Genomic DNA, 22,376 nt, shown 5'->3' with positions numbered 1-22,376 from the left:
AAGGTGGTGGCGGATGAAGACCGGCAGGAGCCTGTCAGACCACCTCCGGCAACTTGTCGATCAGTTTGTCCAGCGTGAGCGGATAGTCGCGCACGCGAATGCCGGTGGCGTTATAGACCGCATTCGCGACCGCTGCTCCGACGCCGCAGATGCCGAGTTCCGCCACCCCCTTGGCCTTCATCGGTGACGACATCGGGTCGACCTCGTCGAGGAAGATGACGTCCTGATGCGGGATATCCGCATGAACGGGCACTTCGTAGCCGGCGAGATCGTGATTGACGAAGAAGCCGCGTTTCGTATCGACCGCGAGCTTCTCCATCAGGGCTGCGCCGACTCCCATGGTCATCGCCCCGATGACCTGGCTCCGGGCCGATTTCGGGTTCAGGATGCGGCCCGCCGCACACACCGCCAGCATGCGCCGAACCCGAATTTCGGCCGTCGCGGCATCGACGCCGACTTCGACGAAATGACCGGCGAAGGTCGATTGCTGCTGCTTCTTGGCCAAGTCTCCATATTCGATCAGATCCTCGGCGACGAGTTCGCCTCCCCTCGCGGCGTCAGCGAGGGCGACGCTCCGGTTGCCGGAGCGAACCTCACCATCCTGGAACACCGCTTCGGCTGAGTTGAAGCCGAGCTTTGCGGCCACGGCCTCGCGCAGCTTCACGCAGGCGGCATAGACGCCGGCCGTTGAATTGTTGGCGCCCCATTGCCCGCCGGACCCGGCCGAGGCTGGAAAGGCGGAATCGCCAAGCCGGACGGTCACTTTTTCGAGGGAGACGCCCATCATCTCGGCCGCCGTCTGGGCGAGGATGGTATAGGAGCCTGTCCCGATATCGGTCATGTCGGTTTCGACCGTCACCATGCCTGTTCCATCGAGGCGTACGCGGGCCGCCGACTTGGTCAACAGGTTATTGCGGAACCCGACCGCCATGCCGTATCCCACGAGCCAGCGCCCGTCACGCAGCTGGCCCGGCTCTTGCGGACGCTTATCCCAACCGAAGCGTTCGGCACCCTGCCGCAGGCACCCAACCAGATCTCGATGCGAGAAGCGGCGCTCCGGCTTCTCGGGATCGACCTGGGTATCATTGATGATGCGGAACTGGACAGGATCGAGACCGAGCTTCTCGGCCATCTCGTCCATGGCGATCTCAAGCGCCAGAAGGCCAGGCGCCTCTCCAGGCGCCCGCATGGCGTTCCCTTCTGGAAGGTCGAGATGCGCAAGGCGCAAGGCCGTCAGTCGGTTGGCCCCAGCATAGAGCAACCGCGTCTGATCGACGGCCGTCTCGGGCTTGCCGTCAGCGAGGTTTCCCGACGTACTCTCGTGCGCGATCGCCGTGATCGTGCCGTCAGGGTTCGCGCCGATCCGGATGCGCTGGATCGTAGCCGGCCGATGGGTGGTGTTGTTGGCGATCAAGGGACGCGTCAACGCCAGTTTGACGGGCCTCCCCGCGGCTTTGGCTCCAAGAGCCGCCAGCACCGCATCGGAACGGATGAAGAGCTTTCCTCCGAAGCCGCCGCCGACATAGGGCGAATCCAGGCGCACGTTTTCGGCCGGGATGCCAAGGATCTTGGCGATGCTGCCCTTGCCCCAGGCAATCATCTGGTTCGAGGTCCAGAGGGTGAGCTTGTCGGCGTTCCAAGCCGCAATCGTGGCATGCGGCTCCATCATGGCATGGCTTTCGTCGGAGGTCTCGTAGCGCTCGTCGAGCTTGACCGGCGCTGCCGCGAAAGCCTCCTCGAAGTTTCCGACGCGAGCCTCGTGCGGCGCCCCGCTGCCTTCGCCGCTGTCACTGGCGACCGGCTCCGCGTGGGGAGCTTCGGCCTCGAGGTCGAACTTGCCGGGCTCCTGCTGATAATCCACCTGGATCAGGTACGCCGCTGCGCGGGCCTGCTCGAAGGTCTCCGCGACCACGACGGCTATTGCCTGATGGTAGTGCTGGATGTCCGGCCCGCCGAACAGGTAGGCGGCGTTCATACGGCCCCGTCCCAATCGAGGCATGTCGAGCGTCGTGACGATCGCCAGAACGCCGGGGGCTCTCCGAGCCTCGCTCAGATGCATTGCGATGATACGCCCCTTGGCGATCCCGGAGCCCAGCACGAAGCCGTAGGCCTGGTTTGGCACCGCATCATGACGCTCATAGGCGTAGGGAGCCGTCCCGGTGGTCTTGTACTTGCCGTCGATCCGGTCGGTCGGACGACCAACGACCTTGAGTTGATCGATGGGATTTTGACCGGCAGGAGTGTCGAACTTCATGGCTCAGGCCCTTGCTTCGGTGAGAACGGATGCAATGGTGCGCTCGACGAGCGGAAGCTTGAAGGCGTTGTCGCGGGTTGGCCTTGCATCGGCGAGGAGGGCCGCCGCTGCGGCTTTTGCGCCGCGAGACAGTTCCGCGTCTGCGGCTTCGTTTCGCCAGGGTTTGTGCGCCACGCCGCCAAGGGCCACTCGCCCTGTCCCATCCCGCTGCACGATGGCGGCGACTGAAACCAGCGCGAAGGCATAGGAGGCCCGGTCTCGGACCTTGCGGTAGATCTGCTGGCCGCCGACCGGCGGCGGCAAGGTGACGGCCGTAATCAGCTCGCCGGTCTGGAGCGAGGTCTCGATATGGGGCGTATCGCCGGGAAGACGATGGAACTCCGCGATCGGGATCGTCCGCGTCGTGCCGCCGGCATCGACCGTCTCGACCGTCACATCGAGGGCCCGCATGGCGACCGCCATGTCGGATGGATTGGTGGCGATGCAGGCTTCGCTCACGCCGACGATCCCGAGCTGCCGGCTGACCCCATCCAGGGCCGAGCAGCCTGAGCCCGGATCCCGCTTGTTGCAGGGCTGGGCCGTGTCGTAGAAATAGGGGCAGCGGGTGCGCTGCAGCAGGTTGCCCGCGGTTGTCGCCCGGTTGCGCAGCTGCCCGGAGGCGCCGGCGAGGAGCGCCCGCGACAGGACCCCGTAATCACGTCGAATCCGCTCGTCGGCTGCGAGATCCGTGTTGCGCACAAGTGCCCCGATGCGCAGGCCGCCTTCGGGTGTCGGCTCGATCCGATCGAGTTCGAGGCTGTTGATGTCGACGAGATGGGCGGGCGTCTCGATCTGGAGCTTCATCAGATCGAGCAGATTCGTCCCGCCCGCGATGAACTTGGCGCCTGGATGGCGCGCAACCGCAGCAGCGGCCTGCGCCGGTGAGCCGACGCGCTCGTAGGTGAAGGCCTTCATCCTTGCCTCTCCGCGACTTCGGTAATGGCTTCAACGATGTTGGAATAAGCGCCGCAGCGACAGATGTTGCCGCTCATGCGCTCGCGCAGCTCGGTCTCGGTCAAATGAACGGGCGCGAGGAGGTCCGCCGTGACATGGCTCGGGATGCCGGCCTTGACTTCCTCAAGCATGGCGACGCTCGAGCAGATCTGGCCCGGCGTGCAGTAGCCGCATTGATAGCCGTCATGCTTGATGAAAGCGGCCTGCATCGGATGGAGATTGTCGGGCTGGCCCAGCCCCTCGATCGTGGTGACCGCGGCGCCCTCGTGCATGATGGCGAGCGTCAGGCAGGAATTGATGCGACGCCCGTCCACGATCACCGTGCAGGCGCCGCACTGACCGTGGTCGCAGCCCTTCTTGGTGCCGGTCAGATGCAGGTTCTCGCGAAGAAGGTCGAGAAGCGTCGTCCGAGTATCGACGCTCAGCGTGTGGGATTTCCCGTTCACCTTGAGGGAAACCTCGAACTCGACGGGCGTCTCGGCGGATTCTGGTTGCGCCGCCGCGGCCGTCGGAACGGCCGGCATGGCCGCGTACGCGCCAGCGCCGACCATCAGATCACGCCGGTTCAGATTCAGGTCGTCCGAACCCACCATTTTCGGTCTCCAGTCTGTCGAGGATTTTGTGATATCGGGAATGACTCGCCCACACCCACGATGCCCCGCGCATCTCGCCGAACGCCTCCACGGCCTGAACAGTTCCGGCGAGCGGCGTCGCGGCTTTCAACATTCCAGCACGGAACATGCAACAAGACCCAGACAAGTGTGGCGGGTGAAGAAATTGTCCAGACCGAACATTGTTCTAATCGAGCTGAGCCTTATCAGGCCAGCTTCCATTCGGCCGCTGGGTGCCTCGCGCAGATCATAGGAACCGAAGCCAGTCTCGTGTAACGGCGCCCTTACGCGATGCCGAGATAGGCCGCCTTGATCTGAGGATCGGCGAGCAGCACGGAGCCGGAGCCGCTATGCGCGACTTTTCCAGTTTCCAGCACATAGCCACGATCCGCAATCGCCAGGGCCGCGCTGGCGTTCTGCTCGACGAGGAGAACCGTAATACCGTCCTTCTTGAGAGACACGATGGCATCCAGGATCTGGTCGACGAGGAGCGGCGAAAGGCCCAGCGACGGCTCGTCCAGCAGAAGAAGCTTCGGGCGTCCCATGAGTGCGCGGCCGATGGCGAGCATCTGCTGCTGCCCGCCCGACAATCCTCCCGCCAGAAGATGCCGTTTCTCGGCTAGGACCGGGAACATGCTGAAGATGCGGTCGCGATCCTGATCGATCCCCTTGTCACGGCGCCTGTAGGCTCCGAGCTGCAGGTTGTCCTCGACGGTCAGTGATCCGAAGACCTGCCGCCCTTCCGGCGACTGCGTCATGCCCATTTCCACCCGCTTATGGGGCGGCAGCCGGTCGATGCGTTGGCCGTTGAAGCGGATCTCGCCGCCGGTGATCGGCTGAACGCCGGAGAGCGCGCGAAGCAGCGTCGTCTTGCCCGCCCCATTCGAGCCCACCAGGGCGACGATCTCGCCGGTTTGAACATCCAGGTCGATGCCCTTGAGCACCTCGATCCGGCCATAGGCACTGCGCAAGTTCCTGACTTCAAGCACGGGCAGCCTCCCGTGCGCCGTGCTGTCCCAGATAAGCCTCAAGGACTCTCGGATCATCGCGCACCTCCCGCGGTGTTCCTTCGGCAAGTGGCCGTCCGCGCTCGAGCACGAGGATCCTGTCGGAGATCTTCATCACGAGCTTCATGTCGTGCTCGACAAGGACGACGGCGACGCCTCGGTCAGCGACCTGCTTGATCAGGTGGTCGATCTCCTCCGTCTCCACCGCATTACAGCCGGCGGCGGGCTCGTCGAGAAGAAGCACGCGCGGCTCGGCCGCGAGCGCACGCGCAATCTCGAGCCGCTTGCACGCTCCGTATGGCAAGGAGCCTGCGGGAACATCGGCTGCGTCCCTCAAGCCCACCTCGGCAAGGAGTTCGAGAGCCGCCGCCCGGGTCTCCCGGTTCTGGCGCGTGACGGAAGGCGTTCTGAACAGGGCCGGCAACAGGCTGCACTTTTCCCGCAGATGGCGTCCCACCATCACGTTCTCGCAGGCTGTCATGCGCTGGAAGATCTGAAGGTTCTGGAAAGTCCGGGAGAGCCCGCGCGCGGCGAGCTTGTGAGGGGGAAGTCCAGTCACGTCCTCGTCGGCGAGATGGATCGATCCGCGGCTCGCCGCATAGACGCCGGACACGATGTTGAAGAGCGTCGTCTTGCCGGCCCCGTTGGGTCCGATGATCGACAGGATCTGGCCGGGGCTGGCCGAAAAGCTCACGCCGTCGACCGCCTTCACGCCGCCGAAGGAGATGCCGATATCCGTCGCTTTCAGGATCGTCATGAGCGGGTCCTCCGGACCATCAGGCCTGACAGGCTCGGCACGATGCCGTTGCGCATGAAGATCATCGCCACGATGATGATGAGACCCAGCAGGAGATGCTCGTATTCCTGGAAGATCGTCAGGGCTTGCGGGAGCGTGATGAGCACCGCGGCGCCGACGATGCTTCCGACCACGGATCCGAGCCCGCCCAGCACGACGATGGTGACGAGCTCGACCGAATGCAGGAAGCCCGCCTGATCCGGATTGATGAAGCCGTTCATGAAGGCAAGGGCGGAGCCTGCGAGAGAGGCGTAGATGGCGGCGATCACGAAGGCCTGCAGCTTGAAGCGGGCCACGTCGACGCCGACAACCTGCGCGGCCACCTCGCTGTCATGGAGCGCGCGGAAAGCCCGCCCGGTCGGCGTCTCGTCGAGGTTGAGCGCGATCCAGGTCCCAATGAGCAGGAGCCCTCCGGTGACCCAGTACCATGTATAGGAGCCGCTCACCCGCCAGCCGAACAGCGTGAGCCGCTCGACCGGCATGCCGTCCGGTCCGCCGGTCCAGCGGCTTTCCGTCGTGATGACGAGAGCCACGAGCACGCCTAGGCCAAGCGTGGCGATGGCGAGGTAATGTCCTTTCAGGCGCAGGATCGGGCGTCCGACCAAGTAAGCTAGAATGCCTGAGAGAACCGCGCCGACGAGCAGGGCGGCCCAGGGGGGAATGCCGAGATGTGTCGGCCCAATCGCCACCGCATAGGCGCCGATGCCGAAGAAGGCCGCATGTCCCAGGCTGACCTGCCCAGCCTGTCCCATCAGGATGTTGAGGCCGATGGCGGCCAGCGCCGAGACCCAGACGAGCGAAGCCACCCGGAAGTAATAGCCAGACGGAAAGACGAGCGGCAGCGCGGCGATCACCGCCGCCAGCACGACGAGCGTAATGAAGCGCTGGTTCAGGAGTGCCCGCATGTCTACACCCTCTCCACGACCCGACGCCCGAACAGGCCCTGGGGAGCCGCGAACAGGACGATGAGAATGACGACGAACGCGAAGGCATCCTTGTAGGTCGAGCTGATGTAGCCTGCGCCGAACGCTTCCAGAAGACCAAGCAGCAGACCGCCCACGACGGCGCCCACAGGATTGCCCATGCCGCCCAGCATGGCGGCGGCGAAGCCCTTCAGGGCCAGCAGCGTGCCGACATCGTAGCTCGTCAGCGTGATCGGCGTCACCAGGATGCCGGCGATGGCCCCGATGGCGGCGGATCCGCCGAAGGCCAGCGCCATGATCGTGGTCGTGTTGATCCCCACGAGACGTGCCGCAAGGCGGTTCGCGGCCGTCGCCAGCACGGCCTTGCCCGTGATCGTATGTTCGAGGAAGACATAGAGCGCGAGGACGACGACCGCCGTTCCGCCAAGCACCCAGAAGCTCTGCGGCTGGACGGCCGCGCCCAGCACATCGACCGGCGCATCACCCGTGAAGGCGGGCAGCTTATGGAACTGCTTGTCGAAGACGATGGCCGCGAGACCGCGCAGCAGGATCGACGCGCCGATGGTGATGATGATGAGGGTCACGGCGGATGCGCCGCGAGCGGGCTCGATGGCGAACCGGTGCAGCAGCAGCCCGATGGCGACGGCTATGCCGATGGCAATGACGGCCGCCAGCGGAAGGGGCACGCCGGCCGCCGACACGAACACCGTCACCATGCCGCCGAGCATGACGAATTCGCCCTGAGCGAAATTCACCACGCCCGACGCGTTGTAGATCAAGGTGAAGCCGAGTGCGACCAGCGCATAGACGGCTCCCACCGTCAGACCGGAAATAAGGAACTGAAGGAACTCGGCCATGATGCTGTCCTGCGACCTTCTAGAGCATCGGACCCAAAAGGGGATCTGCACTTTTGGGTCCGATGCTCCGCCTTCGAAGGCGCATCGTTCGGTGCGGACAGCCGGGTCCACTTTTCCGCACGATGCGCCAGGTGCGAGACGGGAGGCTGACTACCAGCCTCCCGTCCGATCGTTTGCGGTGAGGAATCAGCTTCCCGAGGCGATCAGGTTCCAGTCGCCGCCTTTGATCTCCAACATGCGGAAGGCCGAGAGGTCGAGACCGAGATGGTCGGTGGGGGACATGTTCACGATGCCGCCGGTGCCGACGAATCCCTTGGTCTTCTCGATCTCGTCGCGGATCTTCTTCGGATCGGTCGAGTTCGCGCGCTTCATGGCCTCGACCAGGATGAACAGGCCGTCATAGGCGTGACCGCCAAAGGTCGAGACCGGCTGCTTGGTCGCGCCTTCGTAGGCCTGCTTGTATTCCGTCACGACCTTCTTCTGCGGATCGCTCTCCGGCAGCTTGTCGCCGACGAGAAGCGCCGCAGCCGGCAGGCGCACACCTTCGGCGGCCGCTCCGGCCAGGTCGATGAAGCTCTTCGAGGCCACGCCATGGCTCTGGTAGAACGGGATGTTGGTCATGCCAAGCTGGGCGTAGTTGCGGGTCACGATGGCCGGACCCTGGCCAAAGCCCGGATTGACGACCGCCTGCACGCCGGCCGTGTTCTTGATCTTCGTGAGCTGAGCGGTCATGTCGCTGTCGCGCGGGCCGTAATTCTCGTCGACGATGATTTCCATCCCGTAATTCGGCGCGACCTTGACGCATTGCGCGCGCATGGAAGCCCCAAACCCGTCCGTACCCGAGATCAGGCCGATCTTGGTGAGGTTGCGCTTCTTCAGATCCTCGAAGATCTTCTCGCACGCCATCTTGTCGGTGTGCGGCGTCTTGAAGACGAACTTGCGCACCGGGTCGATCACCTCGATGGCGCCGGCAAGCGAGATGAACGGAACCTGCGCCTCCTCGAAGACTGGGATCATCGCCATGGTGCTGCCGGTGGTCGTTCCGCCCACCATGGCGATCACCTCGTCATCCTCGATCAGGCGCGTTGCGAAAGTGCGCGCCTTGTTGGCATCGCCACCGTCGTCGTAGATCACGAGCTCGATCTTCTTGCCGGCAACGCCGCCCGCAGCATTGATCTTGTCGACATAGAGCTTCAGCGTCTTGTCTTCCGGCTCGCCGAGGAAGGACGAGGGCCCGGTGACCGAGAGCACCGATCCGATCTTGACGGTGTTCTGGGCCAGCGCGCCCTGCGAGAAGCCGAAAGCCATGACGCTGGCGGCCAGAAGTGATGTGAGAGCGGTTTTCGACTTCATCTGTTTCCTCCGGTTTCGTTGTCGTTATTTGTTTTTATTGTTGCGCAATGGTTCAGGCCGCCAGGAGCCCGCGGATCATTGCGGAAAGGAAGCGATCGGAACCCTGCAAAGCTGGCGTAGCTTTGCATGCGAACCCCGTCGGTCGTCAAAGCACGCCATCTCGCTTATCTCCGTAAAGGACCGAGTGTTGGCACATTGACGCTGTTTGCCTCATCAATATAATTGACCGGACGGTTGGTCAATAGTAAACAAGTCGCAAGACCACCCGCTTGCCATCAGCGAAAATTCGGGAGGCCATGGTGGAGAACGATCTCGTCGTCACGGAGCGCCGCGAGGGCTATCGGGTCCTCGTCCTCAACAGGCCCGACCGCCTGAACTCCTTCAACGAGGCGATGCATGCAGCCCTGATGTCCGCTCTGCTCGATGCAGAGGCGGACGAGACCTGCCGCGCCATCGTCCTCACGGGCGCCGGACGTGGGTTTTGTGCCGGCCAGGATCTGTCGGACCGGGTCTTCACCTCCGGACAGGTTCCGGATCTCTCCTCCACCCTGGAGCGCCTCTACAATCCGCTCGTGCGCAAGCTGCGCGCGCTGCAGGTGCCCGTCATCTGCGCCGTGAACGGCGTTGCCGCGGGAGCAGGCGCCAATATCGCGCTGGCTTGCGACATCGTTCTGGCAGGCCGGTCGGCCAAGTTCATCCAGGCTTTTTCCAAGCTCGGCCTCGTGCCGGATTCGGGCGGTACCTGGTTCCTGCCGCGATTGATCGGCCCAGCGCGTGCGCGGGCACTTGCCTTTCTTGCCGAGCCGGTTCCCGCCGAGCAGGCGGAAGCCTGGGGCATGATCTGGAAGGCGGTCGACGACGCCGCCCTGATGGACGAGGCCCAACGTCTTGCTGCTCACTTCGCCGCTCAGCCGACCGTCGGCCTCGGATTGATCAAGCAGGCGCTCGATGCTTCCGAGACGAACGATCTCGACCGGCAGCTCGATCTCGAGCGCGACCTGCAGGGACAGGCCGGGCGCACGCCGGACTACATCGAAGGCGTCACGGCGTTCTTCGAAAAGCGGCAACCGAGATTCACCGGGAGAGCCTGATGGACGCACGATCAAACCGACAAAGCGACGCGTCTCACGAGATCGCCGCTGCCTGCGCCGAAGCCATGTGGGCGGAGGACCAGGCGAGCCAAGGACTCGGCATGGTGATCGAGCGCGTGTCGCCCGGCGAGGCCATCCTCTCCATGACGATCCGCCCCGACATGACGAACGGGCATGGCATCTGCCACGGCGGCTTCATCTTCACGCTGGCCGACTCGGCCTTCGCGTTCGCCTGCAACACCTACGATCAGCGTACCGTCGCGCAGCATTGCGCGGTAACCTTCCTGCAGCCGGGACGGCGGGGCGACAGGCTCACGGCCCATGCGGTCGAACGCCATCGTTCGGGTCGCTCCGGCATCTACGACGTGACGGTTCGCGACGGCAAAGGCGAAGTCGTCGCTGAATTCCGCGGACACTCGCGCACCATCGCCGGCACGTTGCTCGGCTCAGAACCCCAATAAAAACGAACGAATGGGAGGTTATCTTGCTTCAGATCCCGAATCGCAAGCTGTCCGAACTCAAGCCACAGCCCACCCAGCTCGATCGTTTCGAACTCGCATCGCAGGATGAGCTCGCCGCCTGGCAGCGCGAGCGCCTCGCCTGGTCCTTGCGCCATGCCTACGAGAACGTGCCGCACTACAGGGCGAAGTTCGACGCAGCGGGCGTTCATCCGGATGATTTCAAGGATCTGAGCGACCTCGCCAAGTTCCCCTTCACCACCAAGGCCGACCTGCGGGACAATTACCCCTTCGGCATGTTCGCCGTTCCGCAGAACCAGATCGCCCGCGTGCACGGCTCCTCCGGCACCACCGGCAAGCCCACCGTCGTCGGCTATACCAAACGCGACATCGACACCTGGGCCGACGTGATGGCCCGCTCGATCAGAGCGAGCGGCGGCCGCCCCGGCATGAAGGTGCATGTTGCCTATGGCTATGGCCTCTTCACCGGCGGCTTGGGCGCCCATTACGGCGCCGAGCGTCTAGGCTGCATGGTCATCCCCATGTCGGGCGGCATGACGGAACGCCAAGTGCAGCTCATCCAGGATTTCGAGCCCGACATCATCATGGTCACGCCGTCCTACATGCTGGCGATCCTCGACGAGTTCCGGAAGCAGGGGCTCGATCCGCGCCGCTCCTCGCTCAAGGTCGGCATCTTCGGTGCCGAGCCCTGGACGAACGCCATGCGGGCGGAAATCGAAGAGGCCTTCGACATCCATGCGGTCGACATCTACGGCCTCTCCGAGGTCATGGGCCCCGGCGTTGCCTGCGAATGCGTGGAAAGCAAGGACGGGCTGCACATCTGGGAAGACCATTTCTATCCGGAGGTGATCAACCCGGTGACCGGCGAAGTCCTGCCTGATGGTGAGGAGGGCGAACTCGTCTTCACCTCGCTGACCAAGGAGGCCATGCCCGTCATCCGCTACCGCACCCGGGACCTGACACGCCTCCTGCCCGGCACCGCCCGGGCCATGCGCCGCATGGAGAAGATCACCGGTCGCACCGACGACATGATGATCATCCGGGGCGTCAACGTCTTCCCGACCCAGATCGAGGAAAAGCTCCTGACGATACCGACCCTGTCGGGGCATTATCAGATCATCCTGACCCGCGAAGGCCGGATGGACCAGATGGAGATCCGGGCCGAGATCAGGCCGGATGCCGATTATCCGGAAACCCGCAAAGCCGCCGCCGAGCGCCTGGGCCAGTCGATCAAGGATACCATCGGCATCACGGCTCATGTAAACGTTCTCGATCCTGAAGGAATCGAGCGCTCCCTCGGCAAGGCGAGGCGCGTGATCGACCGCAGGCCGAAAGAATAGAAGAGTCCCATGGCCCGAACCCGTGCCACCGATTATGACGACAAGCGCCGGGCGATCCTCGATCGCTCGGCCGAACTCTTTGCGGAGCACGGATACGACCGCGCCTCCATGAGCAAGATCGCGGAAGCCTGCGGGGTCTCCAAGGCCAATCTTTACCACTACTACAGGGATAAGGAGGAGCTGCTCTTCGACGTGATCCGTTTCCATCTCGAGGAACTGCTCGAGGTGGTCGAGGCGGCCGACCGACCGGACCTTTCACCCGAAGATCGCCTGAAGGAGCTGGTCGCGGCCCTGCTCGAGGCCTATCGCGATGCCGATGCCCAGCACAACGTGCAGATCAACGGCATGCGCCTGCTCCCTGCCGATCGGCAGGGAGAGCTCAAGTCCGTGGAGCGGGAGCTGGTGAAGATCTTCTCCGATGCGGTGGCGGGCGTGGCGCCGCAGCTCAAGGGGACAAAGCTGCTCAAGCCCGTGACCATGTCTCTCTTCGGCATGATCAACTGGCACTATCTCTGGTTCAAGAGCACCGGCGAGGTGACCCGCGCGGATTATGCCGCACTCGTTTCGCAGCTCATCGTGGATGGAACCCGCAATCTCCACGCAGAGCCCGCCGCCTCGTCACGGCGCGCCAGCGCAGCGGAATAGGACCTTGTCCGCTCAAGGATCGTTCTGCCCCGCGGGTCGACGCGATGCATGCAGAGTCGATCCGAGATCTCCCAACGTCATGGCCGCACTTGTTGCGGCCATCCCGCTTCCGTAAAGCGCCGCGCCTTTCCGATCGAGATCACCGGGACGAGCCCGGTGATGACATGGGAGGTGACGACCTGGCGGATATCGTCTCCGGAACAGCAAGACCAAAGCGCGAGAGCATCGGATGGACGAGGCTCTGCCACTCGACGGTCAACTCCTCCCGGCCCTTCTGACGCAATCCGTATTTCCGATGCTGGGCGAAATGGTCCGACGCGCTGCTGCCGAAGGTGTCGGCCACGCGAGGATACCAGTAATTGACCGAGGCCTGGGCGTCGGTCCTGTCGTGCCCTCTCTCCAAGGCAACCTGCAATCCCTGTTGTCCGAGCTCCGCGTGGCGCTTTTCGGCAGGAAGGATGTCGGCCAACGCGTCGGCAAGAGGCTGGTAGGAACCGCGCGTCAGCTCGTCGAGCTGCACCACGGTTGCCTGTCCCATCAGGCAGTTCATCACCACCGCGTCGACCCAGCCGTTGATCGGGTAGTGGAACACGTTGAGCCGCATGTCGCCTTCCATGCGCCGCGTGCCGAGATTGACGCTGCGGTCGAGACGGGATCCCCAGGGATGGGCGCCCACATACTGGGCCGTGTTGGCGCCGAACTGCTCCATCAGGTCCAGAACCTGCCGGGCATGGTTGAACTTGTCGAAGACGATGCGGGTCGCGATGATCCGCTCCTTCAGTCCCGGTGCCAGGTTGATGCAGTCGGCGAAACCGGAGGCCCCCGCCATCTCCGAATCGATGAAGATCGCCATCAGGCGCATCAGCTCGCCGCGATAACGCGGCGTGACGTTCCCCGGCGCGCTCAGCCGGCCGCCGCCGGCTATGAAGGTGACGAGATCCTCATCATCGACCATGGGAGCCGCTCCCTCGTCATTTGTCGAAATCGACCAGGATCTTGTCGCTCACGGGATAGCTCTGGCAAGTCAGGATATACCCGCGGGCGATCTCGTAATCTTCCAAAGCGAAGTTCGCGTCCATGTCGACCTCGCCTTCGACCAGCATGGCCCGGCAGGTGGAGCAGACGCCCCCCTTGCAGGCATAAGGGAGCTCGAGCCCCTCGGCCGTGGCAGCATCGAGAACCGAGGCGGTGCCCTTCTCGAATGTGAGGCTCCGGGCCCGCCCGTCGATGACGATGGTGGCCTCGCACAGGTTCTTGCGATCCTCCGCGGCCGTCTCCTCGGGCCGGCGCTGTCGGCGGCTCGGCGTCGAGGTGGCGAAGAGCTCGAACTTGATCTGGCGCTTGTCGAGGCCATGCTCCTCGAGGCTCTGCGCGACGCCCAGCATCATGTCCTGCGGCCCGCAGATGAAAGCGGTGTCGATAGACGATGCGTCGATCCAATGGTCGAGGAGCTGATCGCATTTTTCCTTGGTCAGGCGCCCATTGAAGAGGTCGATATCCTGCTGCTCGCGGCTGAGGATGTGGATCAGGCTGAACCGGTCGAGATGCTCGTTCTTCAGATCCTCCAGCTCCTCGCGGAACATGATCGAGCTCGAAGCGCGGTTGCCGTAGAACAGCGTGAAGGAGGATTGCGGTTCGGCAACCAGCGTCGTCTTGACGATGCTGAGCAGAGGCGTGATCCCGCTGCCTGCCGCGAAGCCCACGAAGTGACGCTTGCGGGTCTGGTCGAGAGGCACGAAGAAATTGCCCATCGGCGGCATCGCCTCGATGACCTGCCCGGGTGCGAGCTTCTCGCTGGCCCAGCTGGAGAATGCGCCGCCGGCGATTTTCTTGATGCCGACGCGGAGCCTGCCCTCCATCGGCGTCGCGCAGATGGAATAGGATCGCCGCACCTCGTCGCCGTCGATGGTGGTGCGCAGGGTCAGGTACTGCCCCGGCGAGAAGCGGAACGCCTCCTTGTGCTCATCCGGCACGTCCAGCGTGAGGATGATCGCATCGCGGGTTTCGCGTCGCACATCGGCAATTGTGACGGGATAGAACTTCGTCATGGACCGTCCGCTCGTTTCAAATGCATTTGAAGTAGTCGAAAGGCTCGAGGCAGTCGCGGCACCGGTACTGCGCCTTGCACGGCGTCGATCCGAATTCGCTCACCCGCTCCGTGTTCACCGACTTGCAGCGCGGACAGGCAATCGCCAGCGGCTTGCGCAGGAAGCGGTCGAAAGGCGATGGCCCGCCGGCATTCTCGGCGGGCGGCGCAATGCCGTAAGCTTCCAACCGGCGCCGTCCTTGAGAGGTGATCCAATCCGTCGTCCAGGGCGGCGAAAGGCGCCGCTCGACGCGCACGTGTTCGATGCCCCGCGCCCGCAGGGCGGCTTCGATCTCGAACGCGATGACGCTCGTCGCGGGGCAGCCCGAATAGGTCGGGGTGATCGCGACGACGAGTACATCGCCGTCCCACTGCACATCGCGAACGATCCCGAGATCCATGACCGAGACGGCGGGCACCTCCGGATCGGGAACATCGTCCAGCCAGCGTCTGATCTGATCCGGGTCCGGTCGTGTCAGGCTGTCGATCATCGGTCCCGCGCTCCTCACCACGTCGCGTTGGGATAGGCCCGCTGCAGGAATTGGAGATCGGCCAGGATGTAGCCGAGATGCTCGGAATGGACGCCGCGCTTTCCGCCCTTCTGAGCCCAGCCGAGCTGCGGGAGGCTCAGCGTCGCCTCCTCGGCCGTCGCGCGGACGAGGCCGTGCCAGGGTTCATGCAGCGCCGCGAGATCGGGGCCCAGCCCCGCCTGGACCATGGCCTTGTCGATGTCGTCACCCTCGAACAGCTCGCCCGTATACATCCAGAGATCGTCGATGGCGCTTTGCATCCGGCGATGGCTTTCCTCCGTGCCGTCGCCGAGGCGCAAAACCCAGTCGCGGCTCCGCTCGAGGTGGTAGGTGACCTCCTTGAGGCTCTTCGCGGCGATCTCGGCGATGCGGGAATCCTTGGATCCGGTCAGCTCGCGCAGCAACAGGTAATGCCAGGCATCGAAATAGAACTGCCGCGCCATCGTGGCGGCAAAGTCGCCGTTCGGCTGCTCGACGAGAAGGACATTGCGGAAGTCGCGCGCATCGCGAAGATACGCGAGCTTGTCGGCGTCCCGTCCCTTGTCCTCCACCTCGCCCGCGAGGTTCAGCCAGAGCTGGGTCTGCCCGATCAGGTCGAGAGCGACGTTGGAGAGCGCCAGATCTTCCTCGAGGGCCGGCGAGTGCCCGCACCATTCCGACAGGCGATGCCCCAGGATCAGGGCATTGTCCCCAAGCCGCAGCAGATACTCGAAAAGAGCCTCCTGCCCGTTCATCACATGTGCCCCAGCTCTTCGGGAATTTCGTAGAAGGTCGGGTGGCGGTAGACCTTGCTGTTGGCAGGGTCGAAGAGCGGACCCTTCTCGCCGGGCGAACTCGCCGAGATGTCAGCGGCCTTCACGACCCAGATGCTGACGCCCTCGTTGCGGCGCGTATAGACGTCCCGCGCGTTCATGATCGCCATCTCGGCATCGGGCGCATGCAGGCTGCCCACGTGGCGGTGCGCCAGGCCGTGCTGGCTGCGGATGAACACCTCCCAGAGAGGCCATTCCTTCTTGTCGGTCATGTCTTGTCTCCCGCTTACGCAGCCTTGGCCTTTGCCCGTGCCGCCTTCTTGGCCGCATAAGCGTCGGCCGCATCGCGCACCCACTGTCCCTCCTCATAGGCCTTCACACGGGCGCGCAGGCGCTGACGGTTGCAGGGACCGTTGCCGGCAATAACTTGGTAGAACTCGTCCCAGTTGATCTCGCCGAAATCGTAATGGCCGCGCTCCGCGTTCCATTTGAGGTCGGGATCCGGAACGGTGAGGCCGAGATACTCGGCCTGCGGCACGGTCTGGTCGACGAATTTCTGGCGCAGCTCGTCGTTGGAGTTGATCTTGATCTTCCAGCGCATGGACTGGGCGCTATGCACCGAATCCGCATCGGAGGGGCCGAACATCATGAGCGACGGCCACCACCAGCGATTCAAGGCGTCCTGCGCCATCTGCCTCTGCTCGGGCGTCCCGCGGGCGAGCTTCGTCATGGCGTCGTAGCCTTGGCGCTGATGGAAGCTCTCCTCCTTGCAGATGCGGATCATGGCACGGGAATAGGGGCCATAGGAACAGCGCTGCAACGGCACCTGGTTCATGATCGCGGCGCCGTCGACGAGCCAGCCGATGGCCCCGATATCGGCCCAGGTGAGCGTCGGATAGTTGAAGATGCTGGAATACTTGGCCTTGCCACTGTTGAGCTGCTCCATCATCTCGTCGCGGCTCACGCCCAGGGTCTCGGCCGCGCAATAGAGATAAAGGCCGTGACCGGCCTCGTCCTGCACCTTGGCGAGCAGGATCGCCTTGCGCTCCAGGGTCGGCGCCCGGGTGATCCAGTTGCCCTCCGGCTGCATGCCGATGATCTCGGAATGGGCATGCTGCGAGATCTGCCGGATCAGCGTCTTGCGATAGGCCTCCGGCATCCACTCCTTCGGCTCGATCTTGATGTCGGCATCGACGCGATCCTGGAAGGCCTGCTCCTCCGGGGACATCTCCTCCTTGGAGCGGACATGCTCGACGCCCGTCTTCACCATCTGTGCGTACACGGCGCTTCTCCCTGACTTCGCGGCCGGGTCGACTTCTTCCCATCTCTGGCGCGGGCAAGATCCCTGCGCGCGGGCGTCAGGCCTCTCCGGCTTTCCGCAGACCTTTTTAATATGTCACAGAAATGAGTTTATGCAAGAATTTCTTGTAACGTATTCATCAACCGATCTTCAAAGCGGCAACCGGCTCCGCGGACGCAAACCGCCGCCCGAAATCCCGGTCGGCCGACGGCAGCGGTCCCGTGTCGTTCTGGGCATGGGTGTCGATCCAGCGCTCGGCCGCTGGAAGCAGCGTCCTGTAGATCGTGCCGCAGAGAGTGCGGGCCTCCACTCCCGCCCAGGGCTGGGGAAGGAGCTGCGCGGGCAGAAGCGGATCCTTCAGGACGGATCGGCGGTAATCGTGGATCAGGAGGATACGGACCAGAAGGGCGTCGAGATTGGCAAACCCGGCGCCCCTCGTCAGGGCCCTGAGGATTCCCGAATAGGTCTCGATGAAACGCCTGTAGCGGCTCTCGATCTCAGCCAGGGGCCATGCCCTTTCCACGAGCCTCCGGGCCGTCGCCGGATCGGCCGGGGTCGCGCTCAACCTCAGGAATGGACCCGTTCCGTCAGTGGAGGCCGCAGCGGCCAACAGGAGGTCCGGGCCGAGAGCGCCGTAACCTGCCGCCGTGAGTTCACTCCTGAGCGCGCTCCGGTCCTGGGCATTGTCGAGCAGGAGGAGATCGAAGGATCCTTGCCAATCCTGGGGCTGGTCGGCGTAAATCCGCCGCGTGGCCTGGGCGAAAGCCTCCTGACCATGGGGCGTCAGGCGGTAATAGCTGTTGCGGCCGACCTTCCATCGCTCGAACCAACCCTCGGACACGAGGCGGGACAAGGCCGTCCGAACGAGCGTATCGCTGATGCGGAAGGCCCGCATGATCTCGTGCAGGGACGTCAGGGACAGCACTCCGCCCCTTGGTACCACCGCATCGCCGAAGACCGTCACGATCAGCGACCCTGCCCGGATCGGTGTCCGTTCGTGGAACTTGTCCAGCAGAGTCTCCACAAACGCGACCATGCAAGCCTACTCCGGTTCTCTATGGTCAAGGCGACATTTGCCTCTCACCTACCCATTCTTCGGCATGCCTGTCGAGCCATGCGTCCGCCCGGGACCATCCTCAAAATTCCTTGACTAACCGGCCGGTCGGTTAATAATGCAGCAAAAATCCGGCGATGCCAATGCCGCCGCATGTCATAGCATTCCAAGGTGCCTCCATGAGACTCGAAAGCTTCGTTCGCGGAAGTTGGATGTCGCCCGGTCAGGACTTGGCCGACATTCACAGCGCCGTCACTGGCGACGTGGTCGCCCAAGTCGCCAGCGGCGGTCTCGATATGGGCGAGGTGCTGGCCTTTGCCCGGCAGGTCGGCGGACCCGCCTTGCGGAAGCTCACCTTCCACCAACGGGCGGAGCTTCTGAAACGCCTTGCCATTTACCTGTCGGAGCGCAAGGAGCAGCTCTACACGCTCTCCTTCCAGACCGGCACCACGCGGACCGACAACTTCATCGACGTGGACGGCGGCATCGGCACCCTCTTCGTCTATGCCTCCAAGGGTCGCCGCGAGCTGCCCAACACCACCTTCCTTCTGGATGGAAATGTCGAGGCCCTGTCGAAGGGCGGCAGCTTCGTCGGCCAGCACGTAATGACGCCCCTCCATGGCGTCGCCGTTCACATCAACGCCTTCAATTTCCCGTGCTGGGGCATGCTCGAGAAGCTAGCTCCCGCCATCCTGGCCGGCGTGCCGGTGGTCACGAAGCCCGCGACGATCACGTCCTATGTGGCGCATGCGCTCGTGCGCATGATCGCGGAATCCCGCATCCTTCCCGAGGGTGCGCTGCAATGCATCGTCGGCTCCACGGGCGATCTCTTCGATCACCTCACCTGCCAGGACGTGGTCTCGTTCACCGGCTCCGCCGACACGGCCCAGAAGCTGCAGCGGCACCCGGTCATCGCGCGCGAATCCGTGCGCTTCATCGCCGAACGCGACTCACTCAACGCCGCGATCCTGGCGCCCGACGCCGGGCCGGGAACGCCGGAATTCGACCTCTTCGTCAAGGAGGTCGCCAAGGAAATGACCGTGAAGGCGGGACAGAAATGCACGGCCATCAGGCGTGCCATCGCGCCCAATGCCCTTGTGCCGGCAGTGATCGACGCGCTGGGCGAGCGGCTGTCCAAGATCAAGGTCGGCAATCCCGAGCTCGAAAGCGTCCGCATGGGCCCGGTCGTCGGCCTCGGACAGCGCCGGGACGTGCTCGCCCAGGTGGCGAAGCTGCGTGCGGAAGCGGATATCGTCGTCGGCGATCCCGACAACTTCACGGTCGAGGGCGCCGACCGCGAACGCGGAGCCTTCCTTCCCCCACTCGTCCTGCATTGCCCGGACCCGATCCGGGCCACCAACGTGCACAGCGTCGAGGCTTTCGGCCCCGTCTGCACCGTCATGGGCTATGACGGCCTCGATCAGGCCGTGGCCCTGGCGAACAAGGGCGACGGCAGCCTCGTCGCCTCGCTCTATACCTACGATCCCTCGGCTGCGGCCGACCTCGTCTTCGGCGTCGGCGCCTTCCACGGCCGCCTCGTGCTGATCGACCGCGACTGCGCCAAGGAACAGACGGGCCACGGCTCCCCGATGCCCCACATGGTTCATGGCGGGCCGGGACGCGCGGGCGGAGGCGAGGAACTCGGCGGCATGCGCGGTGTCCACCATTACATGCAGCGCACAGCCCTGCAGGGTTCGCCCGCCATGCTCTCGCGGGTGACGCAGAGCTGGATGAAGGGCACTCCCACGATCGAAGCGGGACGCCACCCCTTCCGCTATCATTTCGAGGATCTCGCCATCGGCCAGACCTTCGTGTCCAAGGAACGCACGATCAGTCTCGAAGACATCGAGCATTTCGCTGAATTCACCGGCGACACCTTCTATGCCCATATGAGCGAGGAGGCGACGAAGAACCATCCGTTCTTCCCCGGCCGCGTGGCCCACGGCTATCTGCTCCTGTCCTTCGCGGCGGGCCTCTTCGTCGACCCGGATCTCGGACCGGTGCTTGCCAATTACGGTCTCGACTCCTTACGTTTCGTCAAACCCGTGCAGCCGGGCGAGACCATCAAGGTCCGGCTGACGGCGAAATCCAAATCGCCGCGCAACGAACAGTACGGCGAGGTACGCTGGGACGTGGAGATCATGACGGACAAGGGTGAAACGGTTGCGACCTACGAACTCCTCACGATGAACGCGGTGCGCCCATGACGGTGGCCTCGCGCGAGGGCGTCGATCCGGTCAGGTTGAACTCCACAAGCCCAGTCGCCCTGATCGAAATCGACAATCCTCCCGTCAATGCCACGTCGCAGGCGGTCCGGGCGGGATTGCTCGCCGCGATCCGGGAGGCGGACAGCGATCCCCGGATCGAAGCCGTGGTGATCGCCTGCGCGGGAAAGACCTTCGTCGCGGGCGCCGACATCCGCGAATTCGGCCAGGTGCCGCGCGAGCCGCACCTGCCCGACGTGATCAATGCCATCGAAGCCTGCTCCAAGCCCGTCGTCGCGGCCATCCAGGGCACGGCCCTCGGCGGCGGCTGCGAGATCGCGCTGGCCTGCCATGCCCGCGTGGCCGAGCCGGGCGCGAGCCTGGGCCTGCCGGAGGTCAAGCTCGGGCTGGTGCCCGGGGCCGGAGGCACGCAGCGCCTGCCCCGGCTCGTCGGGCTGGAGGCGGCCCTGGACCTCGTCACCGGCGGACGCCCCGTCAGGGCGCCGGAAGCCCTGCGTCTCGGCCTCATCGACCGGCTTTCGTCCGGCGATCTCCGCCAGGATGCGATGGCGCTGGCGCGGGAACTCATCGGCCAGCCGCTCCGCCGCACCGGCGAGCGGAGCGTAGCCCCGTTGGACGCCGAGACAGCATCCGCCAAAGTCGCGGAAATCCGCAAGAAGGCACGGGGCGCTGAAGCGCCGGGCAAGGCCGCGGAACTCGTTCTGCTGGCCGCAAACCTGCCGCTTCAGGACGGCATGGCGCGGGAGCGCGAAACCTTTCTGGAGCTGCGCTCCTCCGCGCAATCGGCTGCCCTGCGGCATGCCTTCTTCGGCGAGCGGGAGGTGATGCGCCTGCCGGGTCTCGATTCGGTCGAGCCCCGCCCCATTCAGAAGGTCGGGATCGTCGGGGCTGGGACCATGGGCTCCGGGATCGCCATCGCCTTTGCGGATGCGGGCTTCGACGTCAGGATCGTCGAGACGAGCGAGCAGGCGCTCAGCGCCGGGCAGGCCCGGGTGACGGACGTCTACGACAAGCAGGTCGCGAGCGGCCGGATCACCCCGGCGGCGCAGGACGAGCGCCTGAAAGCCATCGGGTATGCAATTGGCACCTCCTCCCTGTTGGACCGGGATCTCGTGATCGAGGCGGTGTTCGAGGACCTGGAGGTCAAACGCGCGCTTTTCCGCGATCTCGACGCCATTCTGCCTCCTGGCACGATCCTGGCAACGAATACCAGTTACCTGGATGTCTCGCTGATAGCCGCCGCCACATCGCGGCCGGCCGACGTGGTGGGCCTGCATTTCTTCAGCCCGGCCCATGTGATGAAGCTCCTCGAGATCGTCCGGACCGACGCGACGGCCGCCGACGTGGTCGCCACGGGCCTCGCCCTTGCCAAGCGCCTGCGCAAGATCCCGGTGGTCTGCCGGGTCTGCGACGGGTTCGTGGGCAACCGGATCCTGTCGCGCTATCGCCAGCAGGCGGAGTACCTCCTCGAAGAGGGCGCGCTGCCGCATGAGGTCGACGCCGCCCTCGAAGCCTTCGGCTTCCCCATGGGCCCCTTCGCCGTCTCGGACCTCGCCGGGCTCGACATCAATTGGGCGCGCCGCAAGCGCCTGGCCCCGACCCGCGATCCGCGCGAGCGCTATGTGGACATCGCCGACCGTCTCTGCGAGGCGGGCCGCTTCGGGCGCAAGACCGGCGCGGGCTGGTATCGTTATGAGGACGGCAAGCGCGAGATCGACCCGGCCGTGACGGCGCTCGTGGAGGAATCCTCGCAGCGGCGCGGACTGACGCGGCGCGCGATTTCGGCGGACGAGATCCAGTCGCGCATCCGCGCCGCCATCGTCAACGAGGCGTGCAAGATTCTCGACGAGCGCATCGTCGAACGGCCGCTCGATGTCGATGTGGTGATGATGCACGGCTACGGCTACCCGGCCTGGCGCGGCGGTCCGCTGTTCGAGGCGGACCGCGTGGGATTGCAGCCGATCCTCGCGCAGGTGAAGGAGCGCGCCGCGCAGGACGGACCCGGCTGGGAACCGGCTAAAGGTCTCGTCGACCGCGCCGCGTCGGGAGCGAAGTTCTATCCATAAGTGCCGCGCGCAAA

At 64.6% G+C, this 22,376-nt stretch carries 21 protein-coding genes; 6 read left to right on the top strand and 15 right to left on the bottom strand.

All coding sequences use genetic code 11. The features are described from left to right. Positions 1 to 34: 34 nt before the first annotated feature. The 8 genes from paoC to U0023_RS11370 form a co-directional block, all read right to left on the bottom strand. Positions 35 to 2,254, bottom strand: coding sequence for an aldehyde oxidoreductase molybdenum-binding subunit PaoC (gene paoC / locus U0023_RS11405; protein ID WP_009493043.1), 2,220 nt, complete (start codon positions 2,252 to 2,254; stop codon positions 35 to 37). A gap of 3 nt (positions 2,255 to 2,257) precedes the next feature. Then, positions 2,258 to 3,208 carry an FAD binding domain-containing protein gene (locus U0023_RS11400; protein WP_009493044.1) on the bottom strand — a complete coding sequence of 317 codons (951 nt, stop codon included), beginning with the start codon at positions 3,206 to 3,208 and terminating at the stop codon, positions 2,258 to 2,260. Then, complete coding sequence (gene paoA / locus U0023_RS11395) at positions 3,205 to 3,840, bottom strand: aldehyde dehydrogenase iron-sulfur subunit PaoA (RefSeq protein ID WP_009493045.1); 636 nt, start codon at positions 3,838 to 3,840, stop codon at positions 3,205 to 3,207. Before paoA ends, U0023_RS11400 begins: the two co-directional genes overlap by 4 nt. Before the next feature lie 302 nt (positions 3,841 to 4,142). Beyond that, positions 4,143 to 4,847 (bottom strand): ABC transporter ATP-binding protein, encoded by a 705-nt coding sequence (locus U0023_RS11390; protein ID WP_009493046.1) that lies wholly within the window; start codon positions 4,845 to 4,847, stop codon positions 4,143 to 4,145. After that, positions 4,840 to 5,622, bottom strand: coding sequence for an ABC transporter ATP-binding protein (locus U0023_RS11385; protein WP_009493047.1), 783 nt, complete (start codon positions 5,620 to 5,622; stop codon positions 4,840 to 4,842). The genes U0023_RS11390 and U0023_RS11385 overlap by 8 nt, the downstream gene beginning before the upstream one ends. Next, positions 5,619 to 6,566 (bottom strand): branched-chain amino acid ABC transporter permease, encoded by a 948-nt coding sequence (locus U0023_RS11380; protein WP_009493048.1) that lies wholly within the window; start codon positions 6,564 to 6,566, stop codon positions 5,619 to 5,621. Before U0023_RS11380 ends, U0023_RS11385 begins: the two co-directional genes overlap by 4 nt. 2 nt (positions 6,567 to 6,568) lie before the next feature. After that, positions 6,569 to 7,441, bottom strand: a complete 873-nt coding sequence (locus U0023_RS11375) for a branched-chain amino acid ABC transporter permease (RefSeq protein WP_009493049.1) — start codon at positions 7,439 to 7,441, stop codon at positions 6,569 to 6,571. Between the two features lie 186 nt (positions 7,442 to 7,627). Then, complete coding sequence (locus U0023_RS11370; protein ID WP_009493050.1) at positions 7,628 to 8,794, bottom strand: ABC transporter substrate-binding protein; 1,167 nt, start codon at positions 8,792 to 8,794, stop codon at positions 7,628 to 7,630. Positions 8,795 to 9,093: 299 nt separating this feature from the next. Here U0023_RS11370 and paaG point away from each other — a divergent pair, with 299 nt between their 5' ends. The 4 genes from paaG to U0023_RS11350 are packed head-to-tail and all read left to right on the top strand — an operon-like array spanning position 9,094 to position 12,349. Beyond that, positions 9,094 to 9,885 carry a 2-(1,2-epoxy-1,2-dihydrophenyl)acetyl-CoA isomerase PaaG gene (gene paaG / locus U0023_RS11365; RefSeq protein WP_009493051.1) on the top strand — a complete coding sequence of 264 codons (792 nt, stop codon included), beginning with the start codon at positions 9,094 to 9,096 and terminating at the stop codon, positions 9,883 to 9,885. Then, entirely contained in the window at positions 9,885 to 10,346 is a 462-nt protein-coding gene (gene paaI / locus U0023_RS11360) for a hydroxyphenylacetyl-CoA thioesterase PaaI (protein ID WP_009493052.1), read from the top strand. The genes paaG and paaI overlap by 1 nt, the downstream gene beginning before the upstream one ends. A gap of 23 nt (positions 10,347 to 10,369) precedes the next feature. Then, positions 10,370 to 11,704, top strand: coding sequence for a phenylacetate--CoA ligase PaaK (gene paaK, locus U0023_RS11355; protein WP_009493053.1), 1,335 nt, complete (start codon positions 10,370 to 10,372; stop codon positions 11,702 to 11,704). A 9-nt stretch (positions 11,705 to 11,713) separates the two neighbouring features. Next, positions 11,714 to 12,349 (top strand): TetR/AcrR family transcriptional regulator, encoded by a 636-nt coding sequence (locus tag U0023_RS11350; RefSeq protein WP_009493054.1) that lies wholly within the window; start codon positions 11,714 to 11,716, stop codon positions 12,347 to 12,349. Positions 12,350 to 12,488: 139 nt separating this feature from the next. Here the strand turns inward: U0023_RS11350 and U0023_RS11345 are convergent, their stop codons facing one another. The 7 genes from U0023_RS11345 to U0023_RS11315 all read right to left on the bottom strand — a co-directional run bounded on the left by U0023_RS11345 (position 12,489) and on the right by U0023_RS11315 (position 18,053). Further along, positions 12,489 to 13,304 (bottom strand): Phenylacetic acid catabolic protein, encoded by an 816-nt coding sequence (locus tag U0023_RS11345; RefSeq protein ID WP_009493055.1) that lies wholly within the window; start codon positions 13,302 to 13,304, stop codon positions 12,489 to 12,491. A gap of 16 nt (positions 13,305 to 13,320) precedes the next feature. Beyond that, positions 13,321 to 14,397, bottom strand: coding sequence for a 1,2-phenylacetyl-CoA epoxidase subunit PaaE (gene paaE, locus U0023_RS11340; RefSeq protein WP_009493056.1), 1,077 nt, complete (start codon positions 14,395 to 14,397; stop codon positions 13,321 to 13,323). Positions 14,398 to 14,413: 16 nt separating this feature from the next. Continuing rightward, positions 14,414 to 14,926: a 1,2-phenylacetyl-CoA epoxidase subunit PaaD gene (paaD, locus tag U0023_RS11335; RefSeq protein WP_009493057.1), complete on the bottom strand. Its 513-nt coding sequence runs from the start codon at positions 14,924 to 14,926 to the stop codon at positions 14,414 to 14,416. A gap of 14 nt (positions 14,927 to 14,940) precedes the next feature. Next, positions 14,941 to 15,699: a 1,2-phenylacetyl-CoA epoxidase subunit PaaC gene (gene paaC, locus U0023_RS11330; protein WP_009493058.1), complete on the bottom strand. Its 759-nt coding sequence runs from the start codon at positions 15,697 to 15,699 to the stop codon at positions 14,941 to 14,943. Continuing rightward, positions 15,699 to 15,989, bottom strand: coding sequence for a 1,2-phenylacetyl-CoA epoxidase subunit PaaB (paaB, locus tag U0023_RS11325; RefSeq protein ID WP_009493059.1), 291 nt, complete (start codon positions 15,987 to 15,989; stop codon positions 15,699 to 15,701). Before paaB ends, paaC begins: the two co-directional genes overlap by 1 nt. 14 nt (positions 15,990 to 16,003) lie before the next feature. Beyond that, positions 16,004 to 16,999, bottom strand: a complete 996-nt coding sequence (gene paaA / locus U0023_RS11320; RefSeq protein WP_009493060.1) for a 1,2-phenylacetyl-CoA epoxidase subunit PaaA — start codon at positions 16,997 to 16,999, stop codon at positions 16,004 to 16,006. 157 nt (positions 17,000 to 17,156) lie between these two features. After that, entirely contained in the window at positions 17,157 to 18,053 is an 897-nt protein-coding gene (locus tag U0023_RS11315) for a PaaX family transcriptional regulator (protein ID WP_009493061.1), read from the bottom strand. A 197-nt stretch (positions 18,054 to 18,250) separates the two neighbouring features. Between U0023_RS11315 and paaZ the strand changes: the two genes are divergently transcribed. After that, positions 18,251 to 20,278: a phenylacetic acid degradation bifunctional protein PaaZ gene (paaZ, locus tag U0023_RS11310; RefSeq protein WP_009493062.1), complete on the top strand. Its 2,028-nt coding sequence runs from the start codon at positions 18,251 to 18,253 to the stop codon at positions 20,276 to 20,278. Further along, on the top strand, positions 20,275 to 22,362 hold the full coding sequence (locus U0023_RS11305) for a 3-hydroxyacyl-CoA dehydrogenase NAD-binding domain-containing protein (protein ID WP_009493063.1): 2,088 nt from the start codon (positions 20,275 to 20,277) through the stop codon (positions 22,360 to 22,362). Before paaZ ends, U0023_RS11305 begins: the two co-directional genes overlap by 4 nt. Positions 22,363 to 22,376 lie beyond the last annotated feature (14 nt).

Origin of the sequence: Microvirga lotononidis (genome assembly GCF_034627025.1) — a bacterium.
In the GTDB taxonomy this organism is placed as follows: domain Bacteria; phylum Pseudomonadota; class Alphaproteobacteria; order Rhizobiales; family Beijerinckiaceae; genus Microvirga; species Microvirga lotononidis.
Note: the sequence above shows the minus strand (reverse complement) of the source record. Positions and strands in the feature narration are given on the sequence as shown.

What these genes read in the sequence shown, in the direction of transcription:
- U0023_RS11400 (WP_009493044.1), bottom strand. Translation starts at nt 3,208, where the DNA reads ATGAAGGCCTTCACCTACGAGCGCGTCGGCTCACCGGCGCAGGCCGCT.
- U0023_RS11375 (WP_009493049.1), bottom strand. Translation starts at nt 7,441, where the DNA reads ATGGCCGAGTTCCTTCAGTTCCTTATTTCCGGTCTGACGGTGGGAGCC.
- paoA (WP_009493045.1), bottom strand. Translation starts at nt 3,840, where the DNA reads ATGGTGGGTTCGGACGACCTGAATCTGAACCGGCGTGATCTGATGGTC.
- U0023_RS11305 (WP_009493063.1), top strand. Translation starts at nt 20,275, where the DNA reads ATGACGGTGGCCTCGCGCGAGGGCGTCGATCCGGTCAGGTTGAACTCC.
- paoC (WP_009493043.1), bottom strand. Translation starts at nt 2,254, where the DNA reads ATGAAGTTCGACACTCCTGCCGGTCAAAATCCCATCGATCAACTCAAG.
- U0023_RS11315 (WP_009493061.1), bottom strand. Translation starts at nt 18,053, where the DNA reads ATGGTCGCGTTTGTGGAGACTCTGCTGGACAAGTTCCACGAACGGACA.
- paaZ (WP_009493062.1), top strand. Translation starts at nt 18,251, where the DNA reads ATGAGACTCGAAAGCTTCGTTCGCGGAAGTTGGATGTCGCCCGGTCAG.
- paaB (WP_009493059.1), bottom strand. Translation starts at nt 15,989, where the DNA reads ATGACCGACAAGAAGGAATGGCCTCTCTGGGAGGTGTTCATCCGCAGC.
- U0023_RS11345 (WP_009493055.1), bottom strand. Translation starts at nt 13,304, where the DNA reads ATGGTCGATGATGAGGATCTCGTCACCTTCATAGCCGGCGGCGGCCGG.
- U0023_RS11385 (WP_009493047.1), bottom strand. Translation starts at nt 5,622, where the DNA reads ATGACGATCCTGAAAGCGACGGATATCGGCATCTCCTTCGGCGGCGTG.
- U0023_RS11380 (WP_009493048.1), bottom strand. Translation starts at nt 6,566, where the DNA reads ATGCGGGCACTCCTGAACCAGCGCTTCATTACGCTCGTCGTGCTGGCG.
- U0023_RS11370 (WP_009493050.1), bottom strand. Translation starts at nt 8,794, where the DNA reads ATGAAGTCGAAAACCGCTCTCACATCACTTCTGGCCGCCAGCGTCATG.
- paaC (WP_009493058.1), bottom strand. Translation starts at nt 15,699, where the DNA reads ATGAACGGGCAGGAGGCTCTTTTCGAGTATCTGCTGCGGCTTGGGGAC.
- paaD (WP_009493057.1), bottom strand. Translation starts at nt 14,926, where the DNA reads ATGATCGACAGCCTGACACGACCGGACCCGGATCAGATCAGACGCTGG.
- paaE (WP_009493056.1), bottom strand. Translation starts at nt 14,397, where the DNA reads ATGACGAAGTTCTATCCCGTCACAATTGCCGATGTGCGACGCGAAACC.
- U0023_RS11350 (WP_009493054.1), top strand. Translation starts at nt 11,714, where the DNA reads ATGGCCCGAACCCGTGCCACCGATTATGACGACAAGCGCCGGGCGATC.
- paaI (WP_009493052.1), top strand. Translation starts at nt 9,885, where the DNA reads ATGGACGCACGATCAAACCGACAAAGCGACGCGTCTCACGAGATCGCC.